Here is a 12,734-nt window from a genome sequence, read left to right as displayed (position 1 = left end):
AATGTATATACTCATTCTAAGATAGAAAAGAACGGAGAGAATATAAATGGACCAAGGCCCCTACCACAGCTTAATTACAAGTCTTGTTGTAATTTTACTTTTAATTATTAACGGTACTTTTACAGCTATTCATACAGGATTAATTACATTAAACCCTATGAGATTAGAAGAAGATAAAGAAAATGATGCAAAAACAAGGGTTATTCTAAAGATTATATCTGATCAAGATAGACTCAATCAATCTTTTGGCATAGTAAATATAATATTTTCCCTATTAACAATCGCTTATTTTACAAAAAGATTAAGTGATTTAACTTCTAATGGATTTTTCTTTGGCGGTATGCTTTCTTTAGGGTGGATGACTTTTATTGTCATAGTTATATATACAATTATAAAAGTTATATTTGTAGATAAGATTCCTCAAAGAATCGGCGTAAGATTTCCTATGAAAATAACCAGATATACTGTTGGTATTACTAGGTTTGTAATGTTTTTAACCAAACCTTTAGTTTCTATAACTACATCTGTAACAAATTTCTTAATGAAAATCTTTAGCATAGAAGCCAAGGGAATAGAAAAAGCAGTAACCAGTGAGCAGATTAAATCAATAGTTCAAGTTGGGGAAAACCAAGGGATAATCCGCCCTATGGAATCAAAAATGATTCATTCCATCATGGGCTTTGATGATCTCATTGCCGAAGAGATAATGACAGCAAGAACTGATGTTTTTATGATAGATGTAAATGATGATGAAAAAACTTGGTTAGATGAATTTACAAAGATAAAACATTCCCGTATTCCAGTCTATGAAGATGAGGTAGATAATATCTTAGGTATTCTTTATACCAAAGATTATCTATTAGAAGCAACTAGGGTTGGAATAAAAAATGTCCATCTAAGAAGTCTAATAAAACCTGCATATTTTGCACCAGATAAAATTGAAACAGATAAATTATTTGCCGATATGCAGATAAAACATATTCATATGGCAGTTTTAATTGATGAATATGGTGGATTTGCAGGAGTAGTAACCATAGATGACCTCCTAGAAGAGATTGTAGGAGACTTAGATGAGGGTATGAATCTTTCTAGCGAATTTAGAGAAAATCGCAAAGGGGTCTACGTTGTAAAAGCTTCAATGAATATCAAAGACTTAAACGAAAAAATCCCTATCGAGATAGATGAGGATAATGAAAACTTTGATTCTCTAGGTGGATTTATAATTGATTCCCTAGGTTATATTCCAGAAGAAGGAGTCAATGAGACTATTATTTACAATGGTTACGAAATAAAAATCCTATATATCGAGGATAATAGGATAAAGGCATGCAGGATAAGAAAATTAAAAGAAGAAACAAACGCCAATGATAATGAAGTAATAATTGGTGAAGATTCTAAAAATTAAAATCACCCGATTTGGGTGATTTTTCTTATATCAATATAAAAATTTTAAAAAACAAAACTGACTTCAAAAATTGATAAATTCATAATTTCAAAATTCTAAAAATTGCAAACTCGCGTACACTCAAACAGTGCAATTTTTTATCGAATTTCTTCAATTAGAATTTATGGCAATTTTTTACGAACAGAAGACTTTTTAAAATTTTATTTCTATTCATCCCCATCACAAAGCATACCCAGCTTAAAGTACTCATCATACTTTCTAAAATAAAGCAGGCCACCATCTAACATATATATATTATAAAAGTCTAGGTTATGGAGCATTTTTATCATATTGGAGCTTTGGACTCCTGTTTCATCATAAAATAAAATTTTCTTATCTTTAGGAAGTTTTTCGTATTCATCTCGTAATTTTTTGCCTTCAAAAAGTTTTGCCCCCTTTATGTGGCATTCTTCATAGGCTGTTTCATTTCTGATATCAATTATCTCATACTCATCTTTTGTAGTACAAAAATCAGAAAATTTGACGTGAGGTAAACGACCGCTACAAATATTTATTGCCTGGCTGGCTATGACATTATTTATATCTTCGGTTGTAGAATAATATGGCTGATATCCCAGTTCTAGGTTGTATAAATCAGAAAGCGTTCCACCCATTTTTATAAGGGTGCCTATGACATCTATTCTTTTATCCACAACTCCCTTACCTAGAGCTTGGGCTCCGTAAATTTTTCCAGTTTCTTTTTCAAAAAGCAATTTCATATAAACCATTTCTGAGCTAGGCATAATACCAACCTTATCAGAGTGGGAAATGAGGGTTACATCATAGTCATAACCTAATTTTTGCAAGGATTTTTCATTTAGTCCTGTCATACCGATATTTAAATCAAAAGACTTAATTAAAAATGTACCTATATATTTTAAAGGCTCTTCATCCTTACCTAATAAGTGTTTTGCTAAAAATTTAGCTTGTCTATGAGCTGGCCAGGCTAGTTTTAGGTTTTGCTTTTCATTTGTAATAAAGTTTGTAATATCAATGGCATCACCTATGGCATAGATACTTGGATCGGTAGTTTGATAATTTTCATCAGTTACTATTGATCCCTTATCTGTGATTTCTAACCCTGCATCTACTGCAAGTTTGTTATTGGCAGCCATACCAAGGGCAAGGATTACCATATCAGCTTTTACTTTTTTACCAGAAGCAAAGGCAACTTCATCATCACGGATTTCTACTAACTCTTTTTCGTGGATGATGTTTACATCATTTTCTTTTATATTTTCTTCGATAAAAGGTGCTAGTTCATCATCTATCATGCCTAAAATCTTGCTTCTGACAAACATGGATACATTGGTATCATCAAGCTCATTTAAGGCATGAGCAGCTTCAAGAGCTATAAAACCACCACCAGCTACTAAAATATTTTTGGCATTATGATTTTCATAATAGGCTCTGATATTTTCCACATCTACTACATTGCGGATAGTAAAAACATGGTCCTTGTCAGTACCCTTTATAGATTTTGGTATATTTGGATGAGCACCTGGGGCGAGAACTAGGTAGTCATAAGTTTCTTTAAATTCTTTGCCGCATCTTTTGTCTAAAACTGTGACATACTTTTCTTCGCGGTTGATACCTATAACTTCATGGTAGTTGTAAGCATCGATATTGTAACCCTTTTTAAATTTTTCACTATCTCTGTGGACTAAAAGGGTACTATCTTTTATTTCGTATGACAAATAATAGGGCAGCTCACAGTTACCAAAGCTCATATCCCTATCTTTTTCAAACATAACTATTTCAACATTTTCATCTAAACGGCGTAGAGCAGCTGCAAAAGTTGCTCCAGCTGCTACCGCCCCTACAATTACTACTTTCATATGTATATCCTTTGCTATTTACTAAACACTTTTTAAATATTTACCCAATTATCATTTGCAAAAAAAATTTATCGTGGTAAACTAAAAATATAATATATAACTATGACAGGAAAAGTAGTAATTATAAGTATCCACAGAGAGAGGCAACTGCTGAGAAGCCTTATGCGAGTTTTTATGAAAAACCACCCTGGAGTTTTTTAAGAGATTAAAACGTTGGTCGCGTTAAGACCTTAATGAGCACAAATATTAGGTGGAACCACGGATATAACCCGTCCTTTTATCGGTAACGATAAGGGCGGTTTTTTTGTGGATTAAAAAGGAGAGATTATGATAAAAATTACATTACCAGATAATTCTGTAAAAGAATATGAAGCTGGCGTAAGTGTTGGCCAAGTTACAAAAGATATTTCTGAAGGACTATATAGACAAGCCCTTGGTGCAGTTGTAAATGGTGTAACACGCGGCTATATGGAACCAATCAATGAAGACAGTGACTTTAGAGTAGTAAAATTTGATGATCCAGAAGGTAAAGAAATATTCTGGCATACATCAAGCCACGTTATGGCAGCAGCAATACAAGCTTTATGGCCAGATACAAAATTTGCCATAGGACCAGCAATTGCTGATGGTTTCTATTATGATATGGAACTAGACCACAGATTTGTTCCAGAAGACTTTGAAAAAATTGAGAAAAAAATGCTAGAAATAGCTAAAGCTGACCACAAAATGGAAAGAATCGAAATTTCCCGTGAGGAAGCTTTAAAAATGTTTGAAGAAATGGGTCAAGATTACAAAATTGAACTAATCAACGACCTACCAGAAGATGAGCTAATTACTCTTTATAAAATGGGAGATGCCTTCATAGACCTATGTCGTGGACCACACTTAGAATCTACAAAAAAAATCAAGGCAGTAAAACTAAAAACTATAGCAGGTGCCTACTGGAGAGGTGACTCTGATAGACAAATGCTTCAAAGACTTTATGGAATTTCTTTTGAAAAAGCAAAACAACTTGAAGAATGGCAAGAGCTACAAAAAGAAATCGAACGCCGTGACCACAGAAAAATCGGTAAAGAAATGGATTTATTTGCCTTCCATGAAGAAGGACCAGGATTCCCATTCTTCCATCCAAACGGCATGATTCTTATGAATGAATTGCTAGGCTGGTGGAGAGAAGTTTTAGAAGAACGTGGTTATGGAGAAATCAAAACTCCTCTAATCATGAACGAAGAACTATGGCACAGATCAGGACACTGGGACCACTACAAAGAAAACATGTACTTTACAAAAATAGATGATGAAGATTATGCTATAAAACCAATGAACTGCCCAGGATCAGTTTTAACATACGCATCAAACCAACACTCATACAGAGATTTACCAATTAGACTTGCAGAATTTGGTCAAGTACACAGACACGAACTATCAGGTACACTTCACGGATTATTTAGAGTAAGAACATTTACCCAAGATGATGCCCATGTTTATTGCTTACCAAGCCAAATCAAAGATGAAGTTTACAAAATGATAGATTTAGCAGACCTTCTTTACTCAACATTTGGTTTTAAATATTCACTAGAGTTATCAACAAGACCAGATGACTTTATGGGAGATATCAAAGATTGGGACTTTGCAGAAGAACAATTAAAAGCAGCCCTAGAAGAACGTGGTATGGAATATGAACTAAACCCTGGTGATGGTGCATTTTACGGTCCAAAAATCGACTTCCACTTAGAAGATGCAGCAAAAAGAACATGGCAATGTGGTACTATCCAACTAGACTTCCAACTACCACAAAACTTTGATTTAACATACATTGATGAAAATGGTGAAAAACAAAGACCAGTTATGCTTCACAGAGCATTATTAGGATCAGTAGAAAGATTTATCGGTGTACTTACAGAGCACTTTGCAGGGAGATTCCCATTATGGTTAAACCCAGAACAAGTAGTAATCATTCCAGTATCAGACAAATTCCTAGATACAGCAGAAGATTTAGAAAAACAAATCAAAGATGCTGGATTTAGAGTATCTGTTGATAAAAGAAGCGAGGGAGTAGGATATAAAATCAGACAAGCCCAACTAATGCGTGCAAATTACATGCTAGTAGTAGGGGAAAAAGAAGAAGAATCAAAACTACTAACAGTTAGAAACAGAGATGGTGAAGAAACACCAGAAGTTTCAGTAGAAAACTTAATCGAAAAATTAAGTGAAGAAAGAGATAGCAAATCAGTAAATCCTGCTTTCTAAACAAAAAATTATAAAAAAAGTCTGGGAAAACATTCCTAGGCTTTTTTACTTTACCTAGCCACTATTGACAGAAAATTGCAAGTCGGGTTTACTGTATAAGCTTAAATATAATGTATAATTATTTTTTAGGGAGATTTTATGGAAGAAATACAAGTAACAGAAAATAAACTAGGGACTTTAGCCATTGATAAATTATTGCTAGAAATGGCAATACCTATGGTTATATCAATGTTAGTCCAATCAATCTACAATATAGTAGACTCTATGTTTGTAGCAAGAGTATCAGAGGATGCGCTAACAGCAGTTTCACTTGCCTTTCCAGTGCAAAATATATTGATTGCTTTTGCAGTGGGGATAGGAGTAGGGGCTTCAGCCCTTTTATCGAGGTTTCTAGGAGAAAATAACCGTGACAGGGTAGGATCAGTAGCCATCCACGGTATCGTAATTTCAGCAATAACCTATGTTGTTTTTGCCCTATTAGGCTTACTATTTACAGGTGCCTTTGCTGATGCCCAAGGCCAAAGTGCTACAGTTACAGCGTATACTAAAGAATACACCTACATAGTAACCATATTTAGTATAGGAATATTTTACCAAGTACTAGCAGAAAAACTATTACAAGCCACATCCCTTACAAAATACACAATGATAACTCAAATGTCAGGGGCAATTATAAACTTAATCCTTGATCCAATCTTAATATTTGGTCTATTTGGTTTTCCAAGATTAGAAGTAAAGGGAGCTGCCATTGCCACAGTAATAGGACAGTTAGGTGGAGCACTAATAGGTTTTTATTTTAATAAAACAAAAAATAAAGATATTAACTTTAAATCAAAAAAATTTAGATTCCATGGGGATATAGTAAAGCAAATCTTTATGATAGGCTTACCAACCACCGTTATGAATACTATAGGATCTATAGTAGTTTTTGTTATAAACTTAATCCTAAGAGACTTTGGAGCAAGTGCTATCGCAGCCTTTGGAGTAATGTTTAAATTTCAATCATTTGCCTTTTTGCCAGTATTTGGTATATCAAATGCTCTTACAACCATAGTATCCTACAATTATGGGGCTAGGAAAAAAGATAGAATAAAAGGATCCATAGGGCTATCTATGAAAAGCTCATTTGTACTAATGGCCATAGCAGTACTTATAATGTGGATATTCCCAAGGCAACTATTAGGATTTTTTAATGCAACCGAATCCATGATAGAAATAGGAGTGCCAATGATGAGAATAGTTTCCATCTCCTATCTCGTAGCAGTCCCAGCAATAGTATCAGTAGGAGGAGTTTTCCAATCCTTAGGAAACTGGCAAATAGCTATTTTCCAGTCATTTTTAAGACAATTAATAATCCTAATCCCAATATTTTATGCCCTAAGCCGCACAGGTAATCTAAATATAGCGTGGTGGGCATTTGTAATAGCAGAATCCCTAAACTCAGTCCTTTGTACATGGATGCTAAGAAAAGAAGTTAAAAATAAGATAGACACCCTAGAACCAGTAAAGACAGTAGCATAAACTACTGTCTTTTTTTTTCGGGAAAAATATTGGGTTTTTTCTATATATAGGTAGTGGATGATTTCTTACTCATTTCTTCTAATTGAAGAACTCATCTGATAAATTTGCCATCTTATTCCTCTAATGGCAACTCCCATAGTGTATATATTTTCTGGTAATGAAATACCATTCATGGCATCGCCTATGTGTTGGAGGTGGGCTCCGTTTGCTTTTGCTGCTAGGGCTATTTGTCTTATGGTATCTTTGTCGGCGGTTTCTTGGCTGGTGCCTATGGCTGACATTATCAGAACTTTTTTATCTATTTCTTTGCCTTTATTATAATCTCTAATGTAGTCAGCTATTTCTCTTAGGTCATTTTCATTAAAGTGGGGGATAGTGTAAGGGGCTGGGACTAGGAGGATGTCGCATCCTGCATTTACAAATTCTTTGGCAATTTCTAAGTCCATTACTGTCCCATCTGTGCCTGCTGCATGCATTTTGCCGGCTATAATTAAGCCATTAAAGTTTTCTTTGGCCTCTTTAATTGCTTGTAAAATAGCTTGGTTGGTTACTCCTGTGGCTGGATTACCTGTTAGGCATATTAAATCAAGGCCATACTCATTGGCTTTTTTGTAGTTTTCTATACTGGCTTTGCGACCTTTTGCTATTTCTTCCTTACCTTGGGTCATAGGTGCATTTTCATCTACTGGCTCTAGGTTTACTCCAAGTGGTCTTGATGTAGCTTTTTTAAGCCAGGCAATATGATTTTCTTCTTCTTTTGGCACTCCTTCTATCTTTGGATTATCTAAGTCAAGGATATTTAGTAATAATATATCAGCTCCAAAGGCTTTTTCTATCTCAGCATTTGTCACTCCGTTTACATAGGGTTGGTAGGTTACTACGGATTCTGAAACTATAACCCTGCCTTCACTGGCTAGGATTGCTTGTTTTAATTCTAGGGGACTTGTATTTAAAAAGTCTGATCCTTGAAAGTTTAATAGTCTTTTCATTCTTTACTCCTTTTAGTGTTTTTTACCCATATTTACTTATTGATAGATAATTGAAAAGTCACTCATTGTGACATATAATATATGTAAGAGAAGCCACCTCTATCAAAGCCCTTGGTAACAAGGATGAGAATCGAAACAGAGTATATACTCACCAAAAAAGACAGTAGCTGCAACTACTGTCTTTTGATTTACTTGCATTTTTGATCTAATTTTCGTTCTATTAAAACTAGTATTAAACCAACTAGCAAGGGAAAAATAAAATTTTCCATTATGAATCGAAACATTTCTAAAACTCACCTCCTTTCACCCCTTAGGTGAGAGGCTTTTTTATTATAACATATTGTTTATTACTTTCTAGAAATAGATATATATTCTACAAAAAAATCAGCAAGCACTGCCTGCTGATTTATCTTTCATTGCTGATTTTATTTACCTAATAGTTTTACAAATTCATCATGGACTGCCTGAACTTGTGGGCCTATTATTACTTGGACTGCTTTTGGTCCTGGTTTGATTAGTCCTGCTACTCCTGCTGCTTTGATTTTTTCTTCATCAACTTTTGCTGGATCTTTTACTGTTAGGCGTAATCTTGTTGTACAATAGCTAGTTGTATCAACATTTTCTGGGCCTCCTAGGCCTTCCAGGATTGTTCTTGCTGTATCAGAGTATGAACCTTTTACGCTTGCATTTTGCTCTGCACGCTCTTCTGCTTCTGATTTATCAGCTGTTGATACTCTTCCCTTATCTTCTGTTTCTATAATTGTTGATTTATGAGATTTTGAACTTCTACCTGGGGTAGCTATATCCCATTTATCGATTAATGTTCTAAAGATTAGATAGTAAAGAACAAAGAATACTATGCCCATTATAACTAGAAGTAGCATATTATTTCTCATTGGGTTTTGTGATGATAGGAAAAAGTCTATTAGTCCTGCTGAGAATCCAAAACCTGCATATGCTTGTAGTTTTGCTGCTACAAACACTGAAATACCTGTTAGTACTGCGTGTATAAAATATAATTGTGGTGCTGCAAACATAAAGGCAAACTCAAGTGGTTCTGTAACTCCTGTTAAAAATGATGCAAGTGCACCTGCAATCATAAGGGCTTTGATAGTTTTTTTATTTTTTTCATCTGCTCTTTGAGCCATAGCAAGAGCTGCTCCTGGTAAACCAAACATCATTATTGGGAAAAATCCTGCTTGATACATACCTGGGTGGTAGGTTGCTGTGATTGTATCTTTTGCGTTATTTAAGAAGTTTGGTATATCATTTACTCCAACAAGGTCAAACCAGAATACTTGGTTTAAAGCATGGTGAAGGCCTGTTGGGATTAAAAGTCTGTTTGCAAAACCATAAATACCTGCACCTGCTGCACCAAGACCTAGTAAAAATTCACCAAATGTAGCTAGTGCTGAATAAATAACTGGCCATAAGAACATTAAAATAAGTGAGCAAACTAAGGCATAAATGGAAGCCATGATTGGTACAAGTCTTCTACCTGAGAAGAAGGCTAAGAAATCTGGCAAGCGTGTTCCGTGGAATCTATCATAGGCCTTTCCACCTAAAATACCAGATAAAATACCAATTAATACATTTCCATTTCCAATTTTACTAAAGGCTGAATATTGGAAAGGATCAGCTGTTTGCCAAGCCTCAATATCAAGACTTCTAAGTTGGGCAACTGTCTCTGGCGCTAACATTTTTGAAAGTGTTAAAAATGCTACCAAACCTGCAAGAGCACTAGCCCCATGGTTTTCTTTGGCAATACCAAATGCAACACCGACTGCAAAAAGTATGCCTAGGTTATCTAATACTGCACCACCAGCAGAAATTAAAAATGCTGCAATAGGTGATGAAGCTCCCCAACCTTCTGGGTCAATTAAATAACCAAGACCTAGTAGCAAGGCTGCCAGAGGCATAACTGCTACCGGTTGCATTAGGGATTGACCTAATCTTTGTAGTTTTTCTTTCATAAACTACCCTCCTATAATTATTAATATACATTAACTAGATAAACAAAATCGTTTACATATTTATATTAACACAATTAATGCAATTATAAAACAATTTTTTGCATGCAAATTAGTGTATACCAACAAAAATATGGTCCAAAAATTTAATCCTAAGCTTATATAAAAACTCTCCTATAATAAAAGAAATAAGTACACTTATTAAAGTGATCACTAGAGGGCTTGCATTTATTACGGCTTTTAGCAAAACATAGTTTACCTTATATGGATAAAGGTAGGTGAAAAAGAGATATCTTTCTTGACTTACATATTGAACATCAGGACTTTGCTTTAAAATTAGATAGGTTAGGATTATTGTTGAAAAGTAAAATCCTGGATAATAGTCTAGGTACATATATAAATAGATTTCTCCTGCTAAAAATATGAGGGCTAGAACTATTAAAAAATTATTAAATTGAAAGGCAGGTTTTATCCTGCTTGCCATTATGTAAAAGAAGAAATATACCAATAAATCTTTGTAATAAAAATCAAAGGGCAAGATATTACTATTTTGCATAACAAGGTAGAGAATGAAACTTACTATCCCAAAACCTAAAGTAGCCCTCGCACCGACTATGCGTGTAAGGACAATTTCTACTAGAAAAAAGCAAAAAACTACAAATATTACATCATATAAATTTGTAATTACATAAACTAAATCCTCAAGCCTTTGCCTTTCAAAAACTAGCTTAAAATTTCTCATAAAAAATATTAAAAAAATACTATAAAGGATGAGAGGGATAGCCATGAGTAAAACTTTTTTTGTATCCATAAAGGAAATTACATAGGCCAAGTAGCCTATCAAATAACAGTTGATAAGCATAAGCAAAACATTCCCATTTATTCCTAGATGTTGCCCTAAAAAAGGTAGGAAATAGGAAAAAGTTAAAAGTATTAAGGCTAGTAGATCCATCAAATTAATTTTAAAACTTTTCATAACCCTATCTTATCACATTTATTAAAATTGTATAATAGATGGTATAATTAATGGTAAAGAGGAAATTATGGCAAAAAAAGCAAGAAAAGTACATCAAAGAAAACAAAAAAGACGCAGCCTTTTCATATTTCCCTATGTGATTATGGCTTTACTTATAGTGGGCATACCATTTTTAATCTACCAATTTTTTGTATCAAATGTAGATAGGTCAGTAGAAAGTTTAGAAACAGCAATCAAGACCTATGATACAGAGTACATAGACAAAAAGACAGATAGACTACCAATTATCCTAGAGGTTTTAAGGACTTCCTATTCAGATGATAGCAAAAAGCAAGAAGAATTTTATGACAATGCCTTTACCAACTTAGAAATCGAAGTAGAAAACCAAGAGAAAAAATCTGGTGGTAAGGAAGTAAAACTAAAAATAAGCAATGTAAACTATATAGATGTCTACGAAAAAATAGATGATAGTGAAGACGATCAGAAAATTCATGATGACTACATGGCAGCCCTATCAGATTCTAACCAGGAGAAAAATACTAGGGAAGCTACAATCTTTCTAAAACGAAAGATAAATGGTTATGACATCAACGAATCAAGAGATTTTGTAAATGCAATTTTAGGTGGAGCATTGGAATATGCCAGCGACTTTTATAAGGATGATAGCCCAGAGTCTTCCACAGATACTATGGATGGAGCAATAAATAATAACTAACACAGTAAATTTCCGTGTTTTCTTATTAGCATAAAATCAAAATAAAGTTATAATCAATGTATAAAATATAACGGAGATTATAATGTTTGAAGATAATTTAACTATTAAGGAGACTAAAAGAGTTCAGAAAAATAGAAATCCAGTACTAGTTGTACTAGCAATCATTTTTCTATTAATCTTTCCTAAACTATGGTTGGGGGATATTTTCATCCTTAAATCAATAAATAATATAAATGCTATCAAAAATCTAGCACCTAATGATAGATTTATTTTAAGTATGCTTTATGGAACAGTTATTTCCAGCCTTTTAATGTACATATTTGCCCAAAAATACCTAAACAGAAATAATTTATCCTTGGGACTTTCTAGTCCTAACAAAATCAAAAATTACTTAAAAGGCGCTCTTTTAGGTTTTGTAATGATAAGTGGGGTATTTTTGCAGTTAAAAATATACAGGCAATCTCAGGTAAGTTTAAATAAATCAAATGTACCGGTAGAGATTTTCCTAGTTTTTTTTATTGGCTGGGTAATACAAGGGTTTAACGAAGAGCTAATGTGTAGGTCCATTTTAATGAATTATTTTGCAGCCTTTAATGGAGTAAGATCTGCAATTATTACCAATAGCTTGATATTTGCTATTCTACACCTTGGCAATGACGGTTTTGGTATATTTCCCTTTGTAAACATTTTTCTAATGGGTGTAATATTTTCCCTATTATTTTACTTATCAGATGATATATTTTTACCAGCAGCAGTCCACACTTTTTGGAATTTTGCCCAAGCAAATATATATGGTATCAACGTTTCAGGCATTACCCAATCAAATATAAGTTTAATAAAAACCCAACTAACAGGTAATCCATTTTTAACAGGAGGTGCCTTTGGAGTAGAAGGTGGCTTTATAACCTTTTGGATAGAAGCAATAATAGTTGGAGTTTTGCTAATAGGAGCCAAAAATAAGTCGAAGGAAAAAGAGAATAAGCTAATAAATAAAAAAACTGGTCTATAGAAAAATCTATAAACCAGTTTTT

The 12,734-nt window shown here is 33.7% G+C and carries 9 protein-coding genes; 5 read left to right on the top strand and 4 right to left on the bottom strand.

Going from position 1 to position 12,734, the window contains the following annotated elements; translation table 11 throughout:
* The first annotated feature begins 46 nt into the window (after positions 1-46).
* Positions 47-1,405, top strand: coding sequence for a hemolysin family protein (locus ACCQ40_RS01695; RefSeq protein WP_410032346.1), 1,359 nt, complete (start codon positions 47-49; stop codon positions 1,403-1,405).
* Between the two features lie 206 nt (positions 1,406-1,611).
* Here ACCQ40_RS01695 and ACCQ40_RS01690 read toward each other — a convergent pair whose 3' ends face one another.
* The gene (locus ACCQ40_RS01690) at positions 1,612-3,282 is read right to left on the bottom strand and encodes an FAD-dependent oxidoreductase (RefSeq protein WP_410032345.1); all 1,671 of its coding nucleotides are present in this window, start codon (positions 3,280-3,282) and stop codon (positions 1,612-1,614) included.
* A 327-nt stretch (positions 3,283-3,609) separates the two neighbouring features.
* On the opposite strand from ACCQ40_RS01690, the gene thrS reads away from it, so the two are divergent.
* Together thrS and ACCQ40_RS01680 are read left to right on the top strand one after the other, a co-directional pair.
* Complete coding sequence (gene thrS / locus ACCQ40_RS01685; protein ID WP_410032344.1) at positions 3,610-5,532, top strand: threonine--tRNA ligase; 1,923 nt, start codon at positions 3,610-3,612, stop codon at positions 5,530-5,532.
* A 138-nt stretch (positions 5,533-5,670) separates the two neighbouring features.
* The gene (locus ACCQ40_RS01680) at positions 5,671-7,053 is read left to right on the top strand and encodes an MATE family efflux transporter (RefSeq protein WP_410032343.1); all 1,383 of its coding nucleotides are present in this window, start codon (positions 5,671-5,673) and stop codon (positions 7,051-7,053) included.
* Positions 7,054-7,118: 65 nt separating this feature from the next.
* Here the strand turns inward: ACCQ40_RS01680 and ACCQ40_RS01675 are convergent, their stop codons facing one another.
* The 3 genes from ACCQ40_RS01675 to ACCQ40_RS01665 form a co-directional block, all read right to left on the bottom strand.
* Positions 7,119-8,042, bottom strand: coding sequence for a DUF7916 family protein (locus tag ACCQ40_RS01675; RefSeq protein ID WP_410032342.1), 924 nt, complete (start codon positions 8,040-8,042; stop codon positions 7,119-7,121).
* Between the two features lie 425 nt (positions 8,043-8,467).
* The gene (nagE, locus tag ACCQ40_RS01670) at positions 8,468-10,015 is read right to left on the bottom strand and encodes an N-acetylglucosamine-specific PTS transporter subunit IIBC (RefSeq protein ID WP_410032341.1); all 1,548 of its coding nucleotides are present in this window, start codon (positions 10,013-10,015) and stop codon (positions 8,468-8,470) included.
* Between the two features lie 109 nt (positions 10,016-10,124).
* Entirely contained in the window at positions 10,125-10,988 is an 864-nt protein-coding gene (locus tag ACCQ40_RS01665; RefSeq protein ID WP_410032340.1) for a hypothetical protein, read from the bottom strand.
* 67 nt (positions 10,989-11,055) lie between these two features.
* On the opposite strand from ACCQ40_RS01665, the gene ACCQ40_RS01660 reads away from it, so the two are divergent.
* On the top strand, positions 11,056-11,703 hold the full coding sequence (locus tag ACCQ40_RS01660; RefSeq protein WP_410032339.1) for a hypothetical protein: 648 nt from the start codon (positions 11,056-11,058) through the stop codon (positions 11,701-11,703).
* Positions 11,704-11,785: 82 nt separating this feature from the next.
* The gene (locus ACCQ40_RS01655; RefSeq protein ID WP_410032338.1) at positions 11,786-12,712 is read left to right on the top strand and encodes a CPBP family intramembrane glutamic endopeptidase; all 927 of its coding nucleotides are present in this window, start codon (positions 11,786-11,788) and stop codon (positions 12,710-12,712) included.
* The last annotated feature ends 22 nt before the right edge of the window (positions 12,713-12,734 follow it).

Source organism: Anaerococcus cruorum, assembly GCF_046365495.1.
In the GTDB taxonomy this organism is placed as follows: Bacteria; Bacillota; Clostridia; order Tissierellales; family Peptoniphilaceae; genus Anaerococcus; species Anaerococcus cruorum.
Note: the sequence above shows the minus strand (reverse complement) of the source record. Positions and strands in the feature narration are given on the sequence as shown.

Coding starts and splice junctions, on each gene's coding strand:
- ACCQ40_RS01675 (WP_410032342.1), bottom strand. CDS start 8,042: ATGAAAAGACTATTAAACTTTCAAGGATCAGACTTTTTAAATACAAGT.
- nagE (WP_410032341.1), bottom strand. CDS start 10,015: ATGAAAGAAAAACTACAAAGATTAGGTCAATCCCTAATGCAACCGGTA.
- ACCQ40_RS01695 (WP_410032346.1), top strand. CDS start 47: ATGGACCAAGGCCCCTACCACAGCTTAATTACAAGTCTTGTTGTAATT.
- thrS (WP_410032344.1), top strand. CDS start 3,610: ATGATAAAAATTACATTACCAGATAATTCTGTAAAAGAATATGAAGCT.
- ACCQ40_RS01665 (WP_410032340.1), bottom strand. CDS start 10,988: ATGAAAAGTTTTAAAATTAATTTGATGGATCTACTAGCCTTAATACTT.
- ACCQ40_RS01690 (WP_410032345.1), bottom strand. CDS start 3,282: ATGAAAGTAGTAATTGTAGGGGCGGTAGCAGCTGGAGCAACTTTTGCA.
- ACCQ40_RS01680 (WP_410032343.1), top strand. CDS start 5,671: ATGGAAGAAATACAAGTAACAGAAAATAAACTAGGGACTTTAGCCATT.
- ACCQ40_RS01660 (WP_410032339.1), top strand. CDS start 11,056: ATGGCAAAAAAAGCAAGAAAAGTACATCAAAGAAAACAAAAAAGACGC.
- ACCQ40_RS01655 (WP_410032338.1), top strand. CDS start 11,786: ATGTTTGAAGATAATTTAACTATTAAGGAGACTAAAAGAGTTCAGAAA.